The organism is Clostridium sp. M62/1, from assembly GCF_020736365.1.
GTDB lineage: Bacteria > Bacillota > Clostridia > Lachnospirales > Lachnospiraceae > Otoolea > Otoolea saccharolyticum_A.
The window spans coordinates 1,717,587-1,742,305 of the sequence record NZ_CP085988.1; the positions used below are offsets into that span (position 1 = coordinate 1,717,587).

A 24,719-nucleotide genomic window follows, 5' to 3' on the forward strand; every position below is an offset into this window, starting at 1 on the left:
CGGGAAAGACGCGCTTACAGCAGAGAAACGTGTCTGAATACAGAAAGCCGGGGGCGCTGTAAAATCATCTCTCAGAGAATACAGAAAGACTTCAGAAGTCGGAAAACTGTATCCTGTGAGGGAGAAGTTTTACAGCGCCCTTGCTGCAGTCGGACAAAGAGATCTGCCATGAGTCAGGCTGCGGCAGATGGCCGGCCGGGAAGCGGGAAAGACCATGGGTTGTCTTTTTTGGGCCTTCAGGCGGTTCTGTCTGGGTTCTGCCTGGGGGCGGGAGCAGAGAGGAATTGAGGATTGAAAATAGGCAGGGCTGATGATATGATACAACTATCAGCGGGACGAGAAACGCAGCGGGAAAACAGCGGGGGAGGGCTCAGAGGGCAGCTGTGAGCTCACAGCTTCTGGAGGAAAGGAGAGAAGATATGCAGAACTATTCAGGAGAAATCGGATTAATGTATCACTTGCAGATCAGGAAGGGCGATGTGGGACGGTATGTGATCCTTCCGGGAGATCCCAAGAGGTGCAAAAAGATCGCGGAGTTTTTCGACAGCCCTGCTCTGGTGGCGGACAGCAGGGAGTATGTGACCTACACAGGAACGATTGACGGGGAGAAGGTGAGTGTCACCTCAACCGGAATCGGCGGTCCCTCGGCTTCCATTGCCATGGAGGAGCTGGTTCAGTGCGGGGCTGATACCTTCATCCGTGTGGGAACCTGCGGGGGCATGGATTTAGAAGTCGTGGGCGGAGATATTGTCATTGCCACAGGCGCCGTCCGCATGGAGGGAACCAGCAGGGAGTACGCGCCCATTGAATTTCCGGCAGTGGCGAATCTGGATGTGACAAACGCCCTGGTGGGGGCGGCCAGGGAGCTTGGCATGAAGTATCACACAGGTGTGGTGCAGTGCAAGGACGCCTTCTACGGCCAGCACGATCCGGAGCGCATGCCGGTGAGCTATGAGCTTTTAAACAAGTGGGAGGCATGGAAGCGCCTGGGCTGCAAGGCCTCCGAGATGGAATCGGCGGCTCTGTTTATTGTAGCTGCCCACCTGGGCGTGCGCTGCGGCTCTGATTTCCTGGTGGTGGGAAACCAGGAGAGGGAGAAGCTGGGAATGGAAAACCCCATTAAGCACAACACAGAGGCGCCTATCCGGGTGGCGGTGGAGGCTATCCGCCGTCTGATTCAGGCAGATCGTCTGGAAGAGAAGAGGAAATAGGAGACCGGAAGGAAATGGCTTGTCACTCTGTTTCAGGCTGTGGTAAAATATGCTGTACTTCATAGGAAAATCCGTAAAACCTGCACGGCTGGAAAGGCAGAAAGAGAAGGCGTTGAAACAAAACAGCTCCAAAAAGCTATAAAAACGAAAGCGCAGAAAGAAAAGACCATGAAAAACGAAAGCGCAGATAGAAAAGACCATGAAAAACGAAAGCCGGAAGGCCGGAAGCAGGAGAAGAATCAATTGCAGTCAGAAGGAGGCAGAACTTGCGATGGGACAGTATAAAAAGTATAAGAGAATTTTCACAATTGTTTTGGATTCCCTGGGAGTAGGAGCCATGGAGGACTCTCCCCAGTACGGAGACATCGGCGTAGACACTCTGGGACATATTTCAGAGTCTGTGGACACCTTTGAGATTCCAAACCTGAGGAAACTGGGAATGGCCAACCTCCATCCCTTAAAGCAGGTGGAGAAGGCAGAGAACCCTCTCGGAAAATACATGAAGATGAGGGAGAAAAGCTGCGGCAAGGATACGATGACAGGCCACTGGGAGATGATGGGGCTCTATATTACGACGCCTTTTAAGACCTTTACGGAGACAGGATTTCCGAAGGAGCTGATCGACGAGCTGGAGAAGAGAACCGGACGGAAAATCATCGGCAACAAGAGCGCCAGCGGAACGGAGATCTTAGACGAGCTGGCAGAGGAGGAGATCGCCACAGGCCATCTGATCGTCTACACCTCCGCTGACTCCGTTCTCCAGATCTGCGGAAATGAGGAAACCATGGGGCTTGACAACCTGTACCGCTACTGCGAGATCGCCAGGGAGCTGACTCTCAGGGACGAGTGGAAGGTGGGACGCGTGATCGCAAGACCCTATGTGGGAAAGAAGAAGGGTGAGTTTAAGCGCACTGCCAACCGCCACGACTACGCGTTAAAGCCTTATGGGCAGACAGCCTTGAATGCCTTAAAGGATGCCGGCTGCGACGTGATCTCAGTGGGAAAGATTTTTGATATCTTCGACGGAGAAGGTCTGACAGAGTCCAACAAATCCCAGAGCTCCGTCCACGGAATGGAGCAGACCATCGAGATTGCAAAGCGTGATTTTACAGGCCTTTGCTTTGTAAACCTGGTGGATTTCGACGCCCTGTGGGGACACAGAAGAGACGTGAAAGGATACGCAAAGGAGATTGAGCGGTTTGACAGGAAGCTGGGAGAGCTGCTGCCCCTGTTAAAGGAAGATGACCTTCTGATTCTGACGGCTGATCACGGAAACGATCCCACCTACACGGGAACTGATCACACCAGAGAAAAGGTTCCTTTTATCGCCTGGTCCCCTTCGATGACCTGCGCAGGAGCCATGGAGGAGAGCGATACCTTCGCGGTGATAGGAGCAACCATAGCAGACAATTTTGGCGTACAGATGCCGGAGGGGACAATCGGACGCTCCAGGCTTGATGAGATTGCAAAGTAAACTGTAAAAAGTAAATTGTAAACATAAACTGCAAAAAGCAGCTTGTTAAACAGACAGTGAAATGGAGAGAGAAAAAAATGGACAGACAGGAAATTTTAGGACGCCTGGATCACACACTGCTCACCCAGACTGCCACCTGGGAGCAGATTCGGAAACTCTGCGATGAGGGAATGAAGTACCGCACGGCTTCCGTTTGTATTCCGCCTTTTTTTGTAAAGAGGGCCAAGGAGTATGTGGGGGAAAGGCTCCCCATCTGCACGGTCATCGGGTTCCCCAACGGATATATGACAACGGCGGCAAAAGTGTTTGAGACAGAGGACGCGGTGAAAAACGGAGCCGATGAGATCGATATGGTGATCAATATCGGTATGGTGAAGGAAGGGGACTATGAAGGAGTTCTAAACGAGATCCGTGCCGTGAAGGCTGCCTGCAAAGGAAAACTCCTGAAGGTGATTATAGAAGCCTGCCTTCTCACAGAAGACGAGAAAATTGAGATGTGCCGCGTGGTGACAGAGTCCGGCGCAGAGTACATTAAGACATCCACCGGATTTTCCACGGGAGGCGCAACCTTTGACGATGTGGCGCTGATGAGAAAGTATGTGGGAGAGGATGTGAAGGTAAAGGCTGCCGGCGGGATCGCAAGCGTGGAGGATGCAGAGAAGTTCATCGGACTTGGCGCAGACCGCCTGGGAACCAGCCGGCTGATCCGGCTTCTGGAAGCAGAAGAGGGAAATTAGAGCTGCCAATCTGACAGTCAGAAGGAAGAGGCGGGGCAGAATCAGCCTGACGGGTGATTCTGCCTCGCCTTTTTCCATTGCAGAATTAAATTCAGCCTTCGCTCTGTATGGTTTCTCTGTATTCCCAGCATATTCCCGGCAGAGGTTCAGATTCAGGAGAACGCCAAACCGGCCTGGCTGCTCCGGATGAAAAAACTGGAAAGAACCTCTTGAAAGGACTTCTGAAAAAGGGTTCTGAAAAAAGACTTTCCCTTCACCGCCGGGGGCGGATCACTCCGTCAGTCTGAGAAAGGCTGCGTTTATCTGCAGGACGGAGATGGTTCAGGCGTCAGATTTTCAAAATAGTGTTTTTTATCCAGAATAATTTGATAGCCATCGCTTAAAACTTTGTATGTCCCCCTATCTAAAGGTCTTTCTATCCACGAGGGTTCTGCAATTCCAAACTCGACCTCCGGTCCGTTCTCATACCACACACGGACAGAGGTACACGCGCCATAATACTCTGTTTGTTTTGATAAAACTTTTCCGAAATTTTGAACAAAGTCCTGATTGGCAACCATTTCCGCTTTATTCGGTGTAATAACCACAATATCCAAATCAGAATCTTCTTGATTCGTACCTCTCGCATAAGAGCCTACGAGAATAACACTCTCTATAAAAGAGTTGTTTTCAGAAAACGCTTTTAGAGCACTGATAAAATCTTCCATCATACAGTTACCTCTCCTGTTTTAAAATTCCGATTTTTATTATTCCCTGCATCAACGCTGTGAATGGAAATGGAATTGAATTTTCCATCAAATTTCCATCAAATCTGACGTCTGCCGGTCAGGCTGCTGTAAATCAAGTTCCACCTTGTATTCGCTGTCGATCAGCAGGTAAGGATAACCATGCTTTCTGCACATAGCAAGATATTCTGCATTGTCTTCCAGCACAGATTCCTTCGTACACCAAGTGTCATCGATGCGCTTCTCAATGTCACTGGCGTGTTCTTTTATATCTGAAAAATGCCGTTCAATATAGGCTTTGCTCATGACAAGGCAGCAGTAGCGGATTTCCTTCAGATATTCTTCAGAAAAGTCTTCTTTCCAGTTACCGGGGATATAGCATCCCTCGACAATCAGATTCTGCCTGTTTTCCACAGCGGTCTTTATCATTTCCCGCACAATCGGCCATAAATAACTGGTGAGTTCCCTGTCATCCTCAGGGGTCAGACTGGTGTTTCTGCTCCGTATTAACCCCATTTTCAGGAGATCAAGGGATAAATAGGGATAATGATATGTTTCAAGCAGTTTCTGGGATAATAAGGTCTTTCCCGTATGGGAGGCCCCCGTAATGAGTACGATCAATTTCTGTCCTCCTAAATCTTAATGGTATATGCTTTTTCGGATTCTGTTCTGGCTGGGTTTCTGCAGAGGGTAAGGCTAGATGTCTGTTTCTTTAAAATGAACAGGAGAGATATCCCAGTATTTCCGGTAGACCCTGTCCTCATTTCCGTCGAGATTTAACTGATACATTCTGAATATAACGAAAAAATTTTTGGGCTGCCATTTCTCCTTGTAGGAATATTGATACTTCATCCCCAGCCGTTTCATGACCTCGCCGCTTCGGGGATTATGGATATCGTGTGTGGCTGTTATATATGGAATGCCGTCTTTTTTTAACTGACCGATAATCGCCCTGCCGGCCTCTGTGATAATCCCCTGATGCCAGAATTCTTTTTTCAGTCCATAGCCGAAATCATAACTGTCCTCTGTACTGACGTTTACATAGCCCACAGGGAAATTATCCTTTTTTAGGCAGACTGCGTAGCTGTATGCACAGTTCTGGCGGTATTTCTTTGCGTAATGCTCTTCATAGAATATTCTGGCTTCTTCCATTGTTTTCAGAGGAAACCATGGCAGGAAGGTATTGACCTCTTCATCACAGTAAATCTGATACAGGGCTTCCAGATCATCCTCCGTAAATTTTCTTAAAATAAGTCTCTCTGTTTCTGTCGTTGGCGTATTCATCCTGCTGCTCCCGATTATTTTTACCTTTTTTTAGCTGCTTTCAGGCGGCTTCACCGTCCACAGGTTCCCTGGGTGCTTCCTGCTCCCTGGAAGGCCTGGCAGGAATTGTACCTGCCTGTACAGGGAAAGTGCACCTGGGAGAGCTTCTGCAGAAGCATTATAGCAGAGGAAGATGGGGAAGTCCAGGGAAAGGGAAAAGGGATGCAGGGCGTGAGGCAGACGGCTGATAAGTTTCATGATAAATGGGTTGACAATCGGTTCTGTTTATTGTATAACTGTATTAAGCAACTAATACAAAAATACAATGGCGTGATAAGCAGGAGAAAAAGCGCACTGTAGCTGCCATCATGTCAGAAAAATACTCAGAGAAAAGCGGAGGTGAGGCGATGGAGTGGAAGATTACGGATGACAGACCTATCTGGATGCAGCTTTCTGAACAGCTGGCAGCCCAGATTGCAGCCGGGGCTTACAGGCCCGGGGAGAGGCTGCCTTCCGTCAGGGAGTGCGCGGCCCAGGCGGGGGTGAATCCGAATACGATGCAGAGAGCCATGGCAGACCTGGAAAGCCAGGGGCTTGTGATAACGAACAGAACAGCGGGAAGGTGTGTGACACAGGATATGGAAAAAATTAAAAAACTGCGCTCGGGGCAGGCCAGAGAACAGGCTGTCCGGTTTTTAGAGCAGATGGGAACGCTGGGATATACAAAGGAAGAGATACGCCAGGTACTGGAGGAAGCACTGGAGAGCATGACAGAGGAGGGGGAACTATGAGTAAGGAAATACTTATCTGCAGCGGCCTGGGAAAACGGTTTGGCACCAGGTACGCGCTGAGGGATGTGGAGCTCAGGGTGGAGAGCGGGAAAATTATCGGGCTCCTGGGGCCAAACGGCTCCGGAAAGACCACGCTTATGAAGCTGGCTAACGGGCTTCTGAAGCCTGAGGAGGGATGGATCGAGATAGACGGGAGCAGGCCCGGACTGCACACGAAGTCGGTGGTATCCTATCTGCCGGATCAGATGTATTTTGCAGACTGGATGAGAGTTTCTGATCTTTTGGCCATGTTTTCTGATTTTTACAGAGATTTTGACAGAGGGAAGGCCGGTTCCATGCTGAGGGCTCTGGATATCTCCGAAAAGGAGAGGATGAAGACCTTATCCAAGGGCAGCAAGGAAAAGGTACAGCTTGTCCTGGTCATGAGCCGGCAGGCAAAGCTTTACCTCCTCGATGAGCCAATCGGAGGCGTTGATCCGGCGGCACGGGATTATATTCTGAAAACCATTCTTACCAATTATTCAGAGGATGCGTCGGTGATGATCTCCACCCACCTGATTGCAGATGTGGAAAAGGTCTTAGATGAGGCTATATTTTTAAAGGAAGGACGGCTGGTGCGCCACAGCAGTGTCGATGATATACGGGAGAAGGAAGGGAAATCGGTAGACCGGCTGTTCCGGGAAATCTTTGCCGTACGGGGGCCGCAGATGGGCAGAAATCCCCTTTTTGAGCCGGCGGTGAAGCCTGGGCTGCATGATCAGGAGGAAGAAAAGACAGAGAAAACCGTACACGAGGATCAGAAGGAGGAGAGCTAGTATGTTCAGAAAACTGTTAAAATATGAGTGGAGGGCAATGATGCGGACCATGCTGCCCATTTACGGAGCCACACTGGCAGTTGCCCTGATCAATGGCTTTTTGTTCCAGAACGTATTTGGGACTGGTTCAGAGACGCCGGCGCTTCTGGAATATACCAGGATAGCGACGATGACGCTTTATATCTTTGTGATGGCGGCAATGGGAGTATTCACGGCAGTTATGGTGATCCAGCGGTTTTACAAAGGCCTTTTAAGGCAGGAGGGATATCTGATGTTTACCCTTCCTGTCAAAACCTGGCAGCTTGTATTTTCCAAGGCCTGCGTTTCCCTGGCAGCCACGTTCTGCTCTCTGACAGTTGGAATCCTGTCGCTGGGAATGTTTGGCGGAATCGACTTTTTTGGGGCACTGTTCCAGATACCGGGACTGATAGTGGAATTTATACAGGAGGGAATGGCCGCCGACAGGACGCTGTTTCTTCACTGCATGGTCTTCGGTGTGGAGCTTCTGCTAGCTCTGGCAGTGGGAACACTGTCCTCCATCTATGAGCTGTATTTTTCCATGGCTCTTGGACAGATGTCGAGAAATCACAAGATTATATGGTCTGTCCTGTGGTTCGTGGCAGTGAGCACAGTATTTAACTTTATCTCCATGGTGCTCATGGGAAATGCATCTTTATTTGTCCGGTTTTTAGACGGAATGGAAAACGGAGTGGCATTTCTCCATGTATTGGGCCTCGGCCTTCTGGCCATGCAGGCGGTGAGCCTTGCGCTTCTCATGGGAGGAACCGGCTATGTGCTGGAGCGGAGGCTGAATCTGGAGTAAGGCTTCAGGGAAGAAAGGAAGAGAAGGAGAACGCATCTGCGATTTAAAGAAGGACTCAGGCGGGAGGCCCGGGTCCTTTTTCTTACAGCCGCAGCCCCTTAATATCCTTAATCCTCGACAGAATAATATTGCAGGATAAATCTGAAAGCCCCGGCAGTGTGAGAACCGTTTCATTCAAAAACGATTCCAACTCCTCTTGGCTGGCGGCGACGGCGTGAACGTGGAGACGGCAGCGGCCGGAAACCTGGTAGATTTGGGTGACAATATCGCAGTCCTTAAGTTTTCTGCAGCTTTCTGAAAAGCCGTCCGGAGAAAATTCCATCTCGAAATAGCAGGAAACAGCGCCGCTGATTTTCTGAGGATTGATAATGGTCGTATACTCCTCGATAATTCCGCGCTCCTCCAAAGCCTGTATCCTGCTTTTTACGGCAACCCGGGAGAGCCCCACCCTGACGCCTATGTCGGAGTAGGACATCCGCGCATTTTCCGTTAAAAGTGTAATAATTTTCTGATCCGTGTCGTCCAGATTTCCCAGAAACATGAGGTGATTCCTTTCTTAATCTTAAATTGCTTGTATAATTCTGCATGATACAGCAGTATTTACAGCTCCTGCCCAAGGCCATTCTGTGACAGAGTTTGTGAAAAAGAGCAGGAGTTTACCCGCCCTGGCTGGACCAAAATCCAGCGCTCGGCTTTCAGCAGTGAATGCTGAAACCGGAATGCGCAGGTATAATGACTGATCCGCAGTCATTATACCATACAGCCGAGGAACCGGACAACTGGTTTGGTCAAAGCTGCGGCGGCCAGTGCCTCTTTTTGTTGACACACCTCCGTTTTTTCTGCTATGATAGACAAAATGTTTTCTTCAAAACGAAAGTACACTCTTACGAAACGGAAGTGAAACCATGAGCAAAACCATGAGCAAAACCATGAGAGAAACACTGACAGCTGGCCGCAGCATTGATCTGACAAGCGGCCCGGTAGCCCGCTCCATGTGGCTGTTTGCCCTGCCTCTGATGGCTGGAAACCTGCTTCAGCAGTTTTATAATGTAGCAGATACTCTGATCGTGGGTCGTTTTCTGGGGGCCGGGGCCCTGGCGGCGGTGGGATCCTCCTACACGGTCATGACATTTCTCACCTCGGTGATTCTGGGGCTCTGCATGGGAAGCGGAGTTCTGTTTTCCATGCTCTGCGGGGCCGGGGAGACGGAGAGGATGAAAAACAGCTTTGTCCAGTCCTTTTTCTTTATTGCCCTGGTGACGGGCCTGGTGGAAGGGCTGGCCCTGCTTCTGATTGATCCCATGCTTGCAGTTTTCCAGATTCCCGCTGATATCCTGAAGGACACAAAAGCCTATCTGCAGATTATTTTCATAGGTCTTGTATTCACCTTTGTCTATAACTATTTTGCAGCCCTTCTAAGGGCCCTGGGAAATTCTCTTGTGCCGCTGATGTTTTTGGCAGTGTCGGCTCTGGGAAATATTGTGCTGGACCTGGTGCTGATCCTGGAATTTCATATGGGCACGGCCGGGGCGGCCTGGGCCACCATTACAGCGCAGTTCTTATCCGCCCTGGGAATTGGAATTTATGTGTGGGTAAAAATGCCCCATCTTTTGCCGGGCAGGCGCCATTTCTACCGGGATTCGGAGATTTTGAAAAAAATTACGAGATATTCCCTTCTCACCTGCGTACAGCAGTCGGTGATGAACTTCGGCATTCTGATGGTACAGGGGCTGATTAACAGCTACGGAGTCACGGTTATGGCGGCCTTTGCGGCAGCGGTGAAGATTGATTCCTTCGCCTACATGCCGGTTCAGGATTTCGGCAATGCCTTTTCTACCTTTATTGCCCAGAACCACGGGGCCGGCAGGAAAGAAAGGATACGCCTGGGCCTTCGGGCAGCAGTGCTGAGTTCAGGGGCCTTCTGTCTTGTAATCTCCTTTGTGGTTGTGGCATTCGGAGGGAGATTGATGACTATCTTCATCAGCCCTGAGGAAACACAGATTATCCGAATCGGCGCCCAGTATCTTCACGTGGAGGGCGCCTGCTATGTGGGAATCGGGTGCCTGTTCCTGCTCTACGGGCTTTACAGAGGCCTTGGGCATGCGGGGGTTTCAGTTATTCTCACAGTGATTTCCCTGGGAACCAGAGTTGCCCTCGCCTATCTGCTCTCCCCCATACCGGCAGTGGGCCTTCTTGGGATCTGGTGGGCAGTGCCTATTGGCTGGTTTCTGGCGGATATTGCAGGATTTGCATATTTCTGGAAACTGGATAGAAAGGAGAAGAGGGAAGCAATATCTTGAAATAATGAAAGTCAGCAATGACGGTGAATCAGGAAAACGGGGCCGGCAGCCATATTTGGGAAGCCGGCCCCGTTTGTCTGATCGCCCCCGACGGTTGAACAGGACTTCTCTGAGAAGGAGCTTAAATCGGAGGCAGCTTTACGTACAGGGAAGCAGCAGGAAAATTGCAAAAAAATTGCAGGAAAATTGCAGGAAATCTGATTTTTATGCAGGCGGGACCGCTCTCCTGCTTCTGCAATCACATCACAGCCGCCCGGATGCGTAGAATTGCCTTTAAAAAGGCAGACTATCTGGAAAGGATCCGAAAGTGAGGAATATCTCTTGACATATACCCTAATAGGGTATACAATGTTATCAGAAAAGGAGGTATACAGATGGAACAGTACACTGTGACAGGTATGAGCTGCGCTGCATGCAGCACCCGTGTGGAGAAGGCTGTGTCAAAGGTGGAGGGCGTGACTTCCTGCTCCGTTAGCCTTCTGACAAATTCCATGGGTGTTGAAGGTACAGCAAAGCCTCAGGATATAATTGCGGCTGTGGAAGCTGCAGGCTACGGAGCTTCCTTAAAGGGAGGCACCGGCAGCGCAAAGGAGTCATCGAGGAGAGCAGGTTCCAGTACGGGGGAGGAGATGCTGAAAGACAGGGAAACTCCTGTGCTGAAAAGGCGGCTTCTCTGGTCCCTTGGCTTTCTCCTCGTTCTCATGTATTTTTCCATGGGACATATGATGTGGGGGTGGCCGGTTCCGGCCTTTCTCGCCGCAAACCATGTGGCTATGGGGCTTTTGCAGCTCCTTCTGACAATCGCGGTGATGGTGATTAACCAGAAATTTTTTATAAGCGGTTTTAAGAGCCTGTGGCACAGGGCGCCGAACATGGATACCCTGGTTGCTCTCGGCTCCGGCGTATCCTTCGTTTACAGCACCTACGCCCTGTTTGCCATGACAGATGCCCAGATGAAGGGTGACATGGCTGCGGTGATGGGGTATATGCATGAATTCTACTTTGAATCTGCCGCCATGATCCTGACCTTGATTACAGTCGGGAAGATGCTGGAGGCCCGCTCCAAGGGAAAAACCACGGATGCTCTGAAAAATCTGATGAAACTGGCTCCCAAGACTGCCTGCATCATAAAGGACGGGAAGGAGGAGACCGTTTCCATTGAAGAGGTGGCAAAGGGCGATATTTTCGTGGTGCGTCCCGGAGAAAATATCCCGGTAGACGGAGTGATTATAGAGGGAAGCAGCGCGGTCAATGAGTCGGCTCTGACAGGGGAGAGCATTCCCGTGGACAAGGAGCCCGGCCATAAGGTGTCTGCGGCTACCCTGAACCAGTCGGGATTTATCCGCTGCGAGGCCACAAGAGTCGGTGAGGACACCACATTTTCTCAGATTATCCAGATGGTCAGCGACGCGGCTGCGACGAAAGCCCCCATTGCCAAGGTGGCGGATCGGGTGTCAGGCGTCTTTGTCCCGGCGGTAATTGCCATTTCAGCGGTGACGATTCTTGTGTGGCTGTTTTTGGGCCAGACCTTTGGTTTTGCTCTGGCAAGGGGGATCTCCGTCCTCGTCATCAGCTGCCCCTGCGCCCTTGGCCTTGCCACCCCGGTAGCTATCATGGTGGGGAATGGAATCGGGGCAAAAAACGGCATTCTGTTTAAGACGGCTGTTTCCCTGGAGGAGGCGGGAAAGACAGAGATTGTCGCTCTCGACAAGACGGGAACGATTACCCTTGGTGAACCGAATGTGACGGACCTGATCCCTGCAGAAGGCGTGGCAGAACGGGAGCTTCTCTCCCTTGCCTGTGCCCTGGAGAAAAAGAGCGAGCATCCTCTTGCCCGCGCAGTGCTTAAGAAGGCGGAGGAGGAAGGGCTGAACGGGGCTGAGGTCACGGAATTTGAGGCTCTTGTGGGAAACGGGCTGTCAGGAAAGCTGGACGGGAAAGAGCTGCTTGGAGGAAGCCTTTCCTTTGTAAGCAGTCAGGCAGCTGTTTCTGAACAGATGAGGAACCGGGCAGAGGAGCTTGCCGGAGAGGGAAAAACGCCTCTTCTGTTTGCGGCAGACGGGACCCTTGCGGGGATCATCGCAGTGGCTGATATTATCAAGGAGGACAGCCCGAAGGCGGTGAAGGAGCTTCAGAATATGGGAATCCGTGTCGTCATGCTGACCGGAGACAATGAGAGGACGGCGAAAGCCGTCGGCGCCCAGGCCGGAGTGGACGAGGTAATTGCCGGAGTCCTTCCGGACGGTAAGGAGGCTGTGATCAGAAAGCTCAGAGAACAGGGGAAGGTGACCATGGTAGGCGATGGAATCAATGACGCCCCGGCTCTCACCAGGGCGGATATCGGAATTGCCATCGGGGCAGGAACGGATGTGGCGATTGACGCGGCAGACGTGGTTCTGATGAAAAGCCGCCTGAGCGATGTGCCGGCAGCTATCCGCCTGAGCCGGGCTGCTCTCAGAAATATCCACGAGAACCTGTTCTGGGCCTTCTTCTACAATGTAATCGGGATTCCCCTTGCAGCCGGCGTCTGGATCCCGCTGTTTGGATGGAAGCTGAATCCCATGTTCGCAGCTGCGGCTATGAGCCTGTCCAGCTTCTGCGTCGTATCAAACGCTCTGCGCCTGAACTTTTTCGATATCAGGAACGGGGCGAAGGATAAAAAATTAAAGAAAAAGCACCATGGCCAAGAGACGGCTGCAATGTTTAAAAATGAGAGCTGTGAAAGCAGCTGTCAGCCTGCAGAGAGGCCGGATGGAAACAGCCAGGGGGCAGAAAAGGAGGAAAAGATAGTGGAAAAGACAATGACAATTGAGGGAATGATGTGCGGACACTGTGAGGCCAGGGTGAAAAAGACACTGGAGGCCATTCCGGGAGTGACAGAGGCCCAGGTAAGCCATGAGAAGGGAACTGCTGTGGTTTCCATGAGCGCTCAGGTGGCCGACGATGTGTTAAAAGAGGCAGTGGAGGCTCAGGACTACAAGGTGACTGGAATTCAGTAGCAGCCTCTCAGGCCGCACAGGCAGATGCACCGCCGTATGGGATAACCTGTACGGCGGTTTTTTGGTGTGCCCGGCGGGGCGCCATCCTTGGCAAAAACCGGGTAAAAAACAGAAAAATTTCAGAAAAGCTCCGGAAACCTGAGAGAAGTAAAAGAAAGAAGGGCACAGGACTGGAAAAACCTGCAGATAGGTGGTATGATGTTACAGTTCAGGATTAACAGAAAGAGAAGAGGGGAGCGCAGATGGAAAGAGAAAAACAGAGGCTTGCCAAAAGTCAGAAAATCTCAAAAGTTTCCGGCTGGGTCCTGGTGGTGCTGCTGAGCGTCTTTGTGCTGTTTACGATATTCAGTGTCCGCCATCTGATGGAACGGCTGGATGATATCAGACGCCACCCCTTCCAGGTGATGGATGCAGGCGGCACGCTGCAGAATGATATGGACCGGATCAGAAACAGCTTTGAGCAGTTAAAGCACATTAATACGCCAAAGGTTGTAGAGGAGATCCGAGGTGAAATTTCCCTTATTTATGAGGACACAGACCGCCAGATGGAAATTCTGAGGGAAAGCTATCTGGGAGACCAGGAGGATCTGGAAAACCTGTCAGAGCTCATGGATGAGATCGGGAAAGAGCAGGATGCATTTCTGGATTATGCGGCCGCAGATGACAGGAGCGAGGATGAGATTGTAAGCTACAGCACCAGACACCTGGAGGAGCTGTATCAGGAGTTTGACAGCCAGCTGGGGGAGGTTCTCGACTTTGCCAGAAACAAGGTGGAGTATTTTTACTTTGAGGCGGACCGCTTCTGCTTTTTTGCCATTTTGACGTCCTGCCTGGTATTCGGGGCAGCCCTGATCATTCTCTTCATCTATAAATATCTGCTGGGAAGACAGACAGAGCAGCTGAAGAGACAGAATCAGCTCTTTGAGCTGCTCTCCAGAAATATTGACAATATCTTCATGATCAATGATCTGCACCACCCGGAGCGGAATTACATCTCAGAAAATGCCGGGAGAATTCTGGGCTTTAAACCGGATCCGAAGAAGGTTTCCCCGACGATTCTGTTTGAATATATGGATGAGCAGGACAGAGAAAAGGTAAAACGGGTCTTTGACACAGTGGGGGAGAGCTACTGGAGCTGTACCTTTCATTACCGTCATCCTGCCCTGGCCGGGGAGCGGATTTTCCTGCTGCAGACCTACCGGATATGGACAGAGGGGGAGGATCGCTTCATCACAGTTCTGACGGATCAGACGCAGATTCTGTCTACCCAGAAGGAGCTGGAGGCTGCCATCCAGCAGGCTGAGAAGGCGAACAGAGCAAAGAGCGAATTTCTTTCCCGCATGTCCCATGAGATACGCACGCCGATGAACGGAATTATCGGAATGGGAATGATTGCCATGCAGAATCTCGGCGACAGCAGCCGTGTGGAGGACTGCATCCGAAAAATCAATCTCTCCTCCCGCCACCTTCTGACGCTGATCAACGATGTTCTCGACATGTCGAAAATCGAGAGCGGAAGAATCGAGATAAAGAGAGATGTGTTTGACTTCCGGCTGTTTCTGGAGTCTGTCAGCAATGTCATAAGCGGGCAGGCCAGAGATAAGGGGCTGAATTTCGATGTGATCTTTCTGGGCGATATGGAAGAGGAGCTGTTCGGGGATGCGCTGCGGGTCAACCAGATTCTCATGAATCTGCTCTCCAATGCGCTGAAATTTACACCGGAGGGAGGAAGTATTGTCCTGCGGATAGCCAAGATGGATGAGGACAGTACGACTGTCTGGCTGAAGTTTGAGGTCAGCGACACAGGATGCGGAATAGAAGAGAAAAACTATGAGAAGATTTTTATGCCCTTTGAGCAGGAACATGAGGACATCAGCCATGTGTACGGAGGAACCGGGCTGGGGCTGTCTATCTCCAGAAGATTTGCTGAGCTGATGGATGGAAGGCTTACCGTCTCAAGCCAGGTTGGAAAGGGGAGCACCTTTACTCTGACCATGCCCTTTGGCCGTGTGGAGAAGAGGGAAAGCCGTGAGAGCCGTGAGAGGCGGGAGACGGACTTCAGCCACCTGCGGGTTCTGGCAGTGGATGACGACCCCGACTGCCTGACTCATATAAAACTCCTCCTGAAAAAGCTGGGAGCTAAGGCTGATACGGCCATATCCTGCGAGGAGGCAGTTGAAAAGGCCCGTCTGGCCTACAGTGCCGGGGAGGATTACGATGTCTGCCTGGCAGACTGGAAGATGCCCTCCGGCGATGGAGTCGAGACAATCAGGAGACTCAGAAAGCTGCCTGGAAGAAAGATAGCCGCCGCGCTGGTGACAGCCTATGACACAGACGAGATCCGAAGGGACGCGGAGCTGGCCGGCGCAGCCTGCGTGGTGGAAAAGCCCCTGTTTGAGTCCACACTTTCCGCCCTTCTGACAAAGCTGCTGAAAGAGAAACAGCAGGAGAAGCAGGAGGAAAAGCAGGAGGAGAAAACCGCTCAGAAATCTCAGAACTTCCCGGAGGGAAATTTCGGCGGACTCAGGTTTCTGGTTGTGGAGGACAATGATCTGAACAGGGAAATCGCCGTCACGCTGTTTTCCTCCTTTGGGGCAGAAGTGGAAACGGCAGTAAACGGAAAGGAAGCTGTGGAGGCCTTTGAGACCTCAGAGCCGGGATTTTTTGATCTAATTCTGATGGATGTGCAGATGCCGGTGATGGATGGATATGAGGCCACAAGAATTATCCGCTCTTTGGACAGGGAGGACGGACGGGAAATTCCCATCCTGGCTATGACGGCCAATGCCTTCTCAGAGGACAAGGCAAAGAGCATGGCCTGCGGCATGGACGGTCATATCAGCAAGCCTATTGATTTAAAAGAGGTTGTTGAGAAAATTGAGAGGGTTCTGAAAAAGAGGGGAAAAGGTTAGCCCAAAACAGATGGGCAGAAAGCCGGCCAGGGCTGCTGGGTGAAACTGCAGCAGCCCTGGCTGGAAAGCGGGCAAGAAGATATATGGCTGAACTGTTACAAATTTTTAATTTTTTTGAAAAAAACACTTGCATTTTTTCGGAGATGTGATATACTATCTGAGTCGCAGGTGATACGGCAAAAAACAGTAAAGCAAAAAACATATAAGGCCTGTTGGTCAAGCGGTCAAGACGACGCCCTCTCACGGCGTAAACCCGGGTTCGATTCCCGGACAGGTCATTCGAGGAAGACATCACAGAGTTGTGGTGTCTTTTTTGTCGTGTACAGATTTTTCCGGATTTTTTGCGGGATGAAAGCCCTTCTTCCTGACGCGGGAAGCCTTTCTTGCAAAAGGCAGGCCTGAGTGGTAAGATTTTTATAGATTCTGCGGGGAATATCCGAAAAACAAAAGACGGGATGGAAACGCAGGGGAAAAGGGCAAAACAAACTGTAAAAAGGAGGACGGAATATGGATTTTATGGAGCTTTTGCTGAACAGAAGGAGTGTCAGGGAATATACGGGAGAGGCGGTTCCGAAGGAAAAGATCGAAAAGATTCTTGAGGCCGGACTGCTCTCTCCGTCGGGGCGTAACAGGAGACCATGGGAATTTCTGGTGGTGGAGGATAAGGAGGCTCTGCTCAGGCTCTCCAGATGCCGGGAGGGGGGAGTGAAAATGCTGGAAAAGGCGGGCTGCGCCATTCTGGTGTTTGGAGACCCTCAGAAAACGGATGTGTGGACGGAGGACTGTGCCATAGCTGTGAGCAACATGCATCTGATGGCAGAAAGCCTGGGTCTTGGAAGCTGCTGGATTCAGGGAAGGCTTAGAAAGGCCGATGGAGGAGAGAGCACAGAGGAATTCTGCCGCCGTTTGTTTGGAGTGCCGGAGGGATTGGCCCTGGAGGCAGTGCTCTCAGTAGGAATTACAGAGAAACATCCGAAACCTCATCTGCTGCAGGAGGCCGAGCGCGGGAAGGTTCATTACGGAACATTCTGAGCCATCCATCCCTAAGGGCTTCTCTGAAACGAAAAACTGGCAGCCTCTGGCTGCCAGAAAAGGGGAAGTAGTATGAAAAAGAATTTATGTGAAAAGGCGCTCTGCCTTGTTTGTGAGATTATCATACCGAAAAAGTGTGTCCTCTTTGTTATCAGAGTGTAAAAAAAACCTAAAAATTGGAAATAATATATAAAAATACCTGTGAGCAGAACTGAAAGGGGAGATGCAGAGGAAAAAGAGCATGAGGGGATAGGGCGAAAGGATACAGGTAAGGGCTGTGGTTTCTAACAGAAAAAAGACATCACAATTCTGTGATGTCCATTTTAAATGACCTGTCCGGGAATCGAACCCGGGTTTACGCCGTGAGAGGGCGTCGTCTTGACCGCTTGACCAACAGGCCTTATCTACTCTTTAATTTACTGTTTCTTTGCCGTATCACCTGCGACTTGGATAGTATATCATATTTCCGGAAAAATGCAAGTGTTTTTTTAACAAAAATAAAAAAATTAAAAATGTCTCTGTGGGAGCTGTAATATGCTCCAGGGAGGCGGGAGAATTGAATAAGAAAATTGCACAAAAACCCCCAAAATCCCGAACCGTGATACGCGAGAAAAGTGAACAAAAATTTGTCGAAGCTCCGGAAACTGCTTACATGACGGAAAAATCGATGATAAAATTAAAGAAAGCCTCTTAAAGAAAGTCCTTTATAATCTTTTATGAGAAAGTTTCTAAAAGAAGGCCTTGAAAAAGCCTCCTAATTAAGAAATCTCTTAAAAGAAAGCTTTTCTGGAAGAGGAGAACAGAGTATTGAGAAAAACAGATGAAAGAAAGGAGCGGATGAGAAACTATGTTTCAGGAAGGCGAGTATATCATTTATGGGAGCAGCGGAGCCTGCAAGGTGGAGCGGGTGGGAATTCTTCCCTATGGCTCGGGGAAGGAAGAACGGCTTTGCTATACGCTGATTCCCTGCAGGGATCCGGGAAGCACGATCTTCACTCCCGTGGACAATCAGAAGGTGCTGATGCGCCCTGTGATGACCAGGGAGGAGGCGATGGATCTGATAGGGCAGATGCGGGAGATAAGCCCCCTCTGGATTCAGAATGAGAGAAAGAGGGAGGAGGAATACCGGGAAGCAGTGCGCACCTGCGACGGAAGAGAGCTTGTGCGGATTATCAAAACCATTTATCTGCGGCGCAGGAAGCGGATGAGCGAGGGGAAAAAGATTACAGCGGCAGACAGCCGCTACTTTAAACTGGCAGAGGATAATCTGTACGGAGAGCTGGCCGTCTCGCTGGATCTGGAGCGTGACAAGGTAAAAGATTTCATAGAGGAAAAGATAGGCGCCGGGGAGGCCTGAGTGCAGCAGAGAGAGGAAGATGGGAAGATGGCTGCAGGCGCCGGACAGCTTCTGATCTCTGTAAAATCTTCCGGCTGTCAAATATTTTATTTTCCTGTCGAAAATGGTATAATTTCCTTATATCCTGAAGGTGAGAATGACAGGGACGGGAGGAAAGGATATGAGGCGATACAGGGCGGTTCAGGGGAAAGAGGCCGGGTGGCAGACAGAGGCGGTAAAGACGGCGCTTCGTCTGTTCAGAGGATTGTTTGAAAAGACGGATGAAGAGGATGAGAAAACGGACGCTTCCGGCGAGAAAACAGCGGTTCAGGAAAAAGGCCGGATCTGTTTTCCAGGTTTTGGAATTCCGGTGGGAAATCCAACGATGGCTGACGGGCAGGCCCTGGAAAAAAATCTGAAACGGGTTCAGAAGGAGAATGGAATCATCCCCATGAACTCAGGCCTTTCTGCGCAGGAGGAACGCTGCTTTACCATGGAAATGCCGGAGGGAGAAGGACGTTTCTTTGTCATGCTCCGTATGATTCTGGAGATGAACCGCGCTCTGGGGCTGACTAAATTTATTGTGGCTGTGCCTTCTGTGGCGGCCAGACTGAGCCTGGAGGAGTCGGTGAGAAAGCTGTCAGGATATATGACAGACCTGGGGTATCCGGATCCGGAGAAATGTGTTTTTTCATTTAACAGTGAGCACACAGGAGAGATCAGCACAAGGTTTGTGGAATCGAAGGATCTTTCTGTCTGCATTATGAACATACAGGCCTTTAACCGGGCGACCAACCGGCTGAGAGCAGAGGATGAGTACGGACAGGTTCTCTGGGAAGATATATGTGCCGTCCGCCCGGCTGTTATGGTGGATGAGCCCTGCCGAATCGAGGGCAGCGGCTACAGTTCCAAATCCCTGGAAGCCATGAAAGAGCTGAATCCGCTGTTTACCATGCGGTTTGAGTCGGAGCCGTGGAAGGAGTGCAACAAGATCTTCAGCTTCCCTCTGAAACAGGCTTTGGCAGAGGGAGCGGTGAGGGCTCCCCTTGCAGTGCCTGTGCCTCAGAAGATGCCTGGAGAGATATCAGAAGAAAATCCGCAGGCAGAGACAGAAAAGCAAGCAGAGACAGAAAAGCAAGCGGAGACAGAAAAGCAGGCAGAGACAGAAAAACAGACAGAGAGAATTCGCGCAGCAGTAGAGCTTCACTTTCAGGCGCAGCTTTCTCTCTTCAGAGAGGGAAAGAGGGTGAAGGCCCTGACTCTTATTTTCACGGAAGCCAAAAAGGAGCAGAGGGAGAAGATTCTGGCAGAGTTTGACCGGGAATACATAGAGGCGGCTGCCAGGCACCAGGAAGAGCTGAGGCCATTTTTCCAGACGCTTCAGATTCCAGAGGCGGCAGGGCAGCCGGGAGCGGTGCGCCGTGTATTTCTGGGCCTGGACAGAAGGGGCAGAGAGAGGGAGCTTGACGGATGGGACAGTAAGGAGAGCGGCAGCTGGAGGAAACGGCTCACGGAGGATGTAAACCGGGGAATCGGCAGACTTCTGAGAGAGGGGGAGGAGTTAAAAGCCTTTGACCGCCCAGAGAGCTTTCTGTTTGTGCATCCGGCTCTCCGGGAAGGCTGCAGAAATTCCAATCTGTTCGTGATATGCAGTCTGGACACAGGGTCGGAATATTCATGTGCAAGGGAGATGGAGAGATTTCTGTGGCCCTGCGAGGATCAGGAGGGAAAGGCCGTGACTGGAGGGGCAGCTTCTTTCTTCCAGATAGTCGGAGAAAGAGGAAAGCGGCAGGAGCACTTCCGGGGTCGGCCGTTCGAGGAAGAGAAGGCGGAATCTCTCATTCAGATGGCAGAATGGATACAGGGACTTGGAGAGAAAGGTATCGCAGAGGCTTTTAGCCGCCTGGATACAGAGGAGGCGGCAGAGGCAGAGGCCTGCGCCAGGCGCATCTGCACCCTCTTAGGCTGTCTGGAGCCATAGAAGGGCAGCAGACAGCCCGGGGTCCTGGTTCTTCATTCTTATAGAGATTCCATATTGACAAACAGCCGTTTCTCCGCTATACTGGGAACCGAAAAAACGGAGGTTTTCTGTGAGGCCGCACGGGCTGTACAGACTCCGCTCATATTGTCATAGTGTGTTACTGGTAAGGCAGGCATTAACTATTTGGATTGTGTTTCAGACGCTGTCAGTGTATCTGAAGCTGTGAGACACAGTCCGGATGGTTAATGCCTTTTTGTTTTGGCAAATTCCTGCCCATTTTCCGCCGGGAAAAGACGCTGAACAGAGGAGGCCTTTTTAAGGTATGAAGGCTTTTCTGGCGTTTATGATGGCAGAAAACGGGGAAACACTATGAAAAAGAAAAAAGAAAAAGAGGAAAGGAAGAAAAGTATGAAAGACCAGATTTTCAGCGTACTTCAGCGAGTGGGGCGCAGCTTCATGCTTCCCATCGCGATTCTGCCTGTGGCGGGACTGCTTCTCGGAATCGGAAGCTCCTTTACGAACGCCACAACGATTTCAACCTATCACCTGGAGAGCATTCTCGGCGATGGGACTGTGTTAAATGCCCTGCTCCTGATTATGAGCAAGGCGGGAAATGTCATTTTTGACAATCTGCCCCTTATCTTTGCGGTGGGCGTTGCCATCGGTATGGCTAAGGAGGAGAAGGAGGTTTCCGCCCTGTCCGCCCTGATCGCCTTTTTTGTTATGCATATCTCCATCAATGCGGTGCTGCTGATCAGCGGAAAGGTGCTGTCTGACGGAAGCGTGGCAGAGGGAGTCTTAGACGGAACCATCGCCAGCGTCTGCGGTATGCAGACACTGCAGATGGGAGTGTTCGGAGGCATCATCGTGGGACTGGGCGTTGCGGCGCTGCACAACAGGTTCCATAAAATTGTGCTTCCCAACGCGCTCTCTTTCTTCGGGGGTTCACGGTTTGTGCCGATTATCTCAACCGTTGTGTATCTGTTTGTGGGAATTCTCATGTATTTCATCTGGCCGGTTGTTCAGAACGGCATTTTCGCCCTGGGCGGCCTTGTAACGGGAACCGGATACCTGGGAACCCTGATTTTCGGAATTGTCAAGAGGGCGCTGATTCCATTCGGACTGCACCATGTATTCTATCTGCCGTTCTGGCAGACAGCTGTAGGCGGAACGATGATGGTGGACGGGCAGCTGATCCAGGGCGGCCAGAATATTTTCTTTGCCCAGTTAGCTTCCCCGGATGTGGTGCATTTCAGCGCAGACGCCACGAGATATTTCTCCGGCGAGTTCATTTTCATGATCTTCGGGCTTCCGGGAGCAGCGCTCGCCATGTACCGCCAGGCCAAGTCTGAAAAGAAAAAGGCAGCGGGCGGACTTCTCCTGTCAGCGGCCCTGACCTGTATGCTTACGGGAATTACGGAACCCATCGAGTTCTCTTTCCTGTTTGTAGCCCCCATGCTGTTTGCCGTCCAGGTAGTGCTGGCGGGAGCCGCCTATATGATTGCCCACATGCTGAACATAGCCGTGGGACTTACCTTCTCGGGAGGATTTCTGGATCTTCTGATCTTTGGCATCCTTCAGGGAAATGACAAGACAAGCTGGATCCGCATTATCCCGGCTGGAATTATTTATTTCTTCCTGTACTATTTTATCTTCAGCTTCCTGATTAAGAAGTTTGATTTAAAGACACCGGGACGTGAGGATGACACGGAGGAGACAAAGCTCTACACAAAGGCAGATGTCAATGCCAGAAAAGCTCAGAAGGACGAAAGAGGAAACAGCCCAGCCGGGGACGGCAGAGACAGCCGCAGCGAGGCCATTGCAAATGCCCTGGGAGGAAAGAAAAATATTACGTCTGTAGACTGCTGTGCCACAAGACTTCGCTGCTCTGTGGAAAAGTCAGAGCTGGTGGATGAAAAGCTGCTGAAGGCTACAGGGGCAGTGGGAGTGATCAAAAAAGGCCAGGGAGTCCAGGTGATCTACGGTCCTCAGGTGTCTGTCATTAAGTCCAACCTGGAAAGCTACCTGGCGGCAGCCCCTGACACAGAGTACAGCGAAAAAGCGGCTGCCGTGGAGGAGAAAGTTTCTTCAGGCGTGGAGGAGACCGAAGCAAAGAGCGGGGAGAAGGCCGGGGTGCAGGAGGCCGAATCACAGAAATCCGAATCACAGGAGGCCGAATCACCAGTGAAAAAGGGCCGAACACTCTACTCCCCGTTTACGGGAACGGTTAAGCCTATCACGGAGGCTCCGGATCCGGCCTTTGCAGGTAAAATGATGGGAGATGGTTTCCTGGTAGAGCCTGAGAACGGAATTGTTCTGGCACCGGAGGATGCAGAGATTGTGTTCGTGTTCCCCAGCAAGCACGCCATCGGCTTAAAGACAAAGGACGGAGTGGAATTTCTTCTCCACATCGGAATCGATACGGTTAAGCTGGATGGAAAGGGCTTTGAGGTGTTTGTAAAAGACGGAGACAGCGTAAAAAGAGGTGACAAACTCATGGAGTTTGATTTACAATATATCAGAGAGCACGCGCCGTCTGATGTATGCCTGACTGTCTTTACGGGACTGAAGGAAGGAGAGGAAATCTGTACAGCAGTTTCCCATGCAGAGGCCCTGGACGCTGCGGCAGAGCTCCGATAATCTGTAAAGCAGGGGGAACGGAAATGTACCGGGTGATTAAGGTTCTGAATAATAATGGAGTCCTGGCCTACGATATGGACGGAAAAAAGGAAGTGATTTTCCTCGGAAACGGCATCGGCTTTGGAAAAAAGACGGGGGAGCGTTTCGAGGACGCGGGAAAGGCCAATGTCTATACCGCGGAGACAAGACACAGCGAGGATACTGCCCTCCAGGTGGTCAACGGGATGGATCCGCTGTTTCTGGAAATCACAGGCCGCATTATCGACGAGGCGGAAAAAAGGTTTAAAAATGTCAGCAGGGATATCCTGCTGCCTCTGGCAGATCACATTGCCCTGGCAGTTCAGCGGGCCAGGGAGGGCAGAGAATTTTTAAACCCCTTTAACCAGGACATCAGAGCCCTGTTCCCGGAGGAATACGAGGTTGCCCAGAAGGGGAGGAAGCTCCTCGAACAGTTTGCAGGGCAGAAGATTTCCGAGGATGAGGCAGGGTTTATTACCCTCCACATTCATTCTGCCCTCTCCGATGAGGATGTGGAGCAGTCCATGACCACTGCCCGTCTGGTGACAGAGAGCGTTGCCATGATCGAGGAGGGGATGGGAATCCGGATCCCTGTTCAGTCCCTGGGCTACAACCGTCTGGTGAGCCATATCCGGTATATGCTGATTCGGACACTCCGGGGAGAAAGGGTAAACCTGGATATGGAGGAGTACGCCCGCACCAGCTTCCCCAGAGCCTACGCCCTGGCCGAGAGGATCTGCCGCTATATGGAAGAGGAATTAAAAAAGCCCATGCTTCAGCAGGAAGTGGGTTTTCTGGGAATCCATATAGAGCGGGTCGCACAGATGGAGCAGGAGTGACTGAAGCGTGTATAGGCCGGACTGCAGAAGCGAAAAATAAGTGATGAAAAATAAGTGATCTGAAACATAAAAAAGCTGTTTTAAAAGGAAATGACCAGAGCTGCCTTGTGGGCTTTCTTCGCAGATGCAAAAGAGAGCCGGAATATGGCGGCGTCTGGTCATTTTTGTGATGCCGCCTGCTGCTTCGGGCCGGTGGGCTGCCGTTTAACCTGAGATTCCAGTTCAGGAGGAAGGAACGGTAAGAAAGAGGAAGGAAAGAAAGAGGAATAAAATAAAAAGGAGGGAAATATAAAAGTGCCCCGGCCGCAGTGTGTTCCCAGGATAAGAAAGAGTGAGACTGGACACCTGCGATACAGCCCGGGAAGGCTGCACTCCTTTCGGAACCGGGGCAGATGGGCCGCGCAGAGATACTCTGTGCGCCTGTTGTCTATTATAAGCGAAAGTCAGGACAGCTTCAAGAAAAAAATAGAAATTTTTCGTTAAAAAATAGGAAAATGCAGAAAAAATCTCTAAAAAAGGGAGGAGCCGGCAGCCATCTCTGACTGCCGGCGTGTATGAAAAAGAATTTGTAACGGCTCCAACCCATCTGAGATTATCAACAGGCAAGTCTGCAGACGGATTGTTTCATGAAGGCGGGAACAGTCGTCTGTTCGCCGCGTTCAATCAAACGATAGTGCCGGCAGGGTTCTGTCTTCCCTAAGGAAGGAGAATTCCTGCCCCTCAGCTAAAAAAGCAGTGACTTTTTTAACTGTCCTAAGCATAACAGGAGAGTGTGAAAAAAATATGTAAAAGCTGTGAAGAAATTATGAACAATACAGCCCGG

18 protein-coding genes, 2 tRNA genes and 1 pseudogene are annotated in these 24,719 nt (G+C 50.9%); 16 read left to right on the plus strand and 5 right to left on the minus strand.

The window, feature by feature from the left end; translation table 11 throughout:
- Window positions 1-419: 419 nt before the first annotated feature.
- From udp to deoC, 3 genes are all read left to right on the plus strand, one after another.
- The gene (udp, locus tag LK436_RS08130) at window positions 420-1,211 is read left to right on the plus strand and encodes a uridine phosphorylase (protein WP_044930621.1); all 792 of its coding nucleotides are present in this window, start codon (window positions 420-422) and stop codon (window positions 1,209-1,211) included.
- Window positions 1,212-1,482: 271 nt separating this feature from the next.
- On the plus strand, window positions 1,483-2,685 hold the full coding sequence (locus tag LK436_RS08135; RefSeq protein WP_008395682.1) for a phosphopentomutase: 1,203 nt from the start codon (window positions 1,483-1,485) through the stop codon (window positions 2,683-2,685).
- A gap of 77 nt (window positions 2,686-2,762) precedes the next feature.
- The gene (gene deoC / locus LK436_RS08140) at window positions 2,763-3,422 is read left to right on the plus strand and encodes a deoxyribose-phosphate aldolase (protein ID WP_021965832.1); all 660 of its coding nucleotides are present in this window, start codon (window positions 2,763-2,765) and stop codon (window positions 3,420-3,422) included.
- Window positions 3,423-3,721: 299 nt separating this feature from the next.
- Here deoC and LK436_RS08145 read toward each other — a convergent pair whose 3' ends face one another.
- The 3 genes from LK436_RS08145 to LK436_RS08155 all read right to left on the minus strand — a co-directional run bounded on the left by LK436_RS08145 (window position 3,722) and on the right by LK436_RS08155 (window position 5,431).
- Complete coding sequence (locus tag LK436_RS08145; protein ID WP_008395677.1) at window positions 3,722-4,132, minus strand: nucleotidyltransferase domain-containing protein; 411 nt, start codon at window positions 4,130-4,132, stop codon at window positions 3,722-3,724.
- A gap of 84 nt (window positions 4,133-4,216) precedes the next feature.
- Complete coding sequence (locus LK436_RS08150) at window positions 4,217-4,768, minus strand: adenylate kinase (RefSeq protein WP_008395675.1); 552 nt, start codon at window positions 4,766-4,768, stop codon at window positions 4,217-4,219.
- A 75-nt stretch (window positions 4,769-4,843) separates the two neighbouring features.
- Window positions 4,844-5,431, minus strand: a complete 588-nt coding sequence (locus LK436_RS08155) for a GNAT family N-acetyltransferase (protein ID WP_008395673.1) — start codon at window positions 5,429-5,431, stop codon at window positions 4,844-4,846.
- Window positions 5,432-5,817: 386 nt separating this feature from the next.
- Between LK436_RS08155 and LK436_RS08160 the strand changes: the two genes are divergently transcribed.
- The 3 genes and pseudogenes from LK436_RS08160 (at window position 5,818) to LK436_RS08170 (ending at window position 7,839) form a co-directional block, all read left to right on the plus strand.
- Window positions 5,818-6,201 carry a GntR family transcriptional regulator gene (locus LK436_RS08160; RefSeq protein WP_044930733.1) on the plus strand — a complete coding sequence of 128 codons (384 nt, stop codon included), beginning with the start codon at window positions 5,818-5,820 and terminating at the stop codon, window positions 6,199-6,201.
- Window positions 6,198-6,890 (plus strand): annotated as a pseudogene (locus LK436_RS08165) (ABC transporter ATP-binding protein); the annotation flags it as partial. The gene LK436_RS08160 and the pseudogene LK436_RS08165, both read left to right, overlap by 4 nt.
- A 127-nt stretch (window positions 6,891-7,017) precedes the next feature.
- The gene (locus tag LK436_RS08170; RefSeq protein ID WP_008395668.1) at window positions 7,018-7,839 is read left to right on the plus strand and encodes a hypothetical protein; all 822 of its coding nucleotides are present in this window, start codon (window positions 7,018-7,020) and stop codon (window positions 7,837-7,839) included.
- Between the two features lie 82 nt (window positions 7,840-7,921).
- Here the strand turns inward: LK436_RS08170 and LK436_RS08175 are convergent, their stop codons facing one another.
- Complete coding sequence (locus tag LK436_RS08175; RefSeq protein WP_008395667.1) at window positions 7,922-8,380, minus strand: Lrp/AsnC family transcriptional regulator; 459 nt, start codon at window positions 8,378-8,380, stop codon at window positions 7,922-7,924.
- Between the two features lie 364 nt (window positions 8,381-8,744).
- Here LK436_RS08175 and LK436_RS08180 point away from each other — a divergent pair, with 364 nt between their 5' ends.
- The 5 genes from LK436_RS08180 to LK436_RS08200 all read left to right on the plus strand — a co-directional run bounded on the left by LK436_RS08180 (window position 8,745) and on the right by LK436_RS08200 (window position 17,082).
- Window positions 8,745-10,139 carry an MATE family efflux transporter gene (locus LK436_RS08180; RefSeq protein ID WP_008395663.1) on the plus strand — a complete coding sequence of 465 codons (1,395 nt, stop codon included), beginning with the start codon at window positions 8,745-8,747 and terminating at the stop codon, window positions 10,137-10,139.
- Window positions 10,140-10,513: 374 nt separating this feature from the next.
- Complete coding sequence (locus LK436_RS08185) at window positions 10,514-13,138, plus strand: heavy metal translocating P-type ATPase (RefSeq protein ID WP_008395661.1); 2,625 nt, start codon at window positions 10,514-10,516, stop codon at window positions 13,136-13,138.
- Window positions 13,139-13,380: 242 nt separating this feature from the next.
- Window positions 13,381-16,050 (plus strand): hybrid sensor histidine kinase/response regulator, encoded by a 2,670-nt coding sequence (locus LK436_RS08190; RefSeq protein WP_008395659.1) that lies wholly within the window; start codon window positions 13,381-13,383, stop codon window positions 16,048-16,050.
- A 206-nt stretch (window positions 16,051-16,256) separates the two neighbouring features.
- A tRNA-Glu gene (locus tag LK436_RS08195) sits at window positions 16,257-16,328 on the plus strand.
- A gap of 229 nt (window positions 16,329-16,557) precedes the next feature.
- Complete coding sequence (locus tag LK436_RS08200; RefSeq protein ID WP_008395658.1) at window positions 16,558-17,082, plus strand: nitroreductase family protein; 525 nt, start codon at window positions 16,558-16,560, stop codon at window positions 17,080-17,082.
- 328 nt (window positions 17,083-17,410) lie between these two features.
- Here the strand turns inward: LK436_RS08200 and LK436_RS08205 are convergent.
- A tRNA-Glu gene (locus LK436_RS08205) sits at window positions 17,411-17,482 on the minus strand.
- Window positions 17,483-17,638: 156 nt separating this feature from the next.
- On the opposite strand from LK436_RS08205, the gene LK436_RS08210 reads away from it, so the two are divergent.
- From LK436_RS08210 to LK436_RS08230, 5 genes are all read left to right on the plus strand, one after another.
- Window positions 17,639-17,776 carry a hypothetical protein gene (locus LK436_RS08210; protein WP_156796955.1) on the plus strand — a complete coding sequence of 46 codons (138 nt, stop codon included), beginning with the start codon at window positions 17,639-17,641 and terminating at the stop codon, window positions 17,774-17,776.
- Window positions 17,777-17,929: 153 nt separating this feature from the next.
- Entirely contained in the window at window positions 17,930-18,439 is a 510-nt protein-coding gene (locus LK436_RS08215; protein ID WP_008395655.1) for a CarD family transcriptional regulator, read from the plus strand.
- 160 nt (window positions 18,440-18,599) lie between these two features.
- Entirely contained in the window at window positions 18,600-20,399 is a 1,800-nt protein-coding gene (locus LK436_RS08220) for a hypothetical protein (RefSeq protein ID WP_147594797.1), read from the plus strand.
- 408 nt (window positions 20,400-20,807) lie between these two features.
- Window positions 20,808-23,039, plus strand: coding sequence for a PTS transporter subunit IIABC (locus LK436_RS08225; RefSeq protein WP_021966357.1), 2,232 nt, complete (start codon window positions 20,808-20,810; stop codon window positions 23,037-23,039).
- Window positions 23,040-23,062: 23 nt separating this feature from the next.
- Window positions 23,063-23,896, plus strand: a complete 834-nt coding sequence (locus LK436_RS08230; RefSeq protein ID WP_008395650.1) for a PRD domain-containing protein — start codon at window positions 23,063-23,065, stop codon at window positions 23,894-23,896.
- Window positions 23,897-24,719 lie beyond the last annotated feature (823 nt).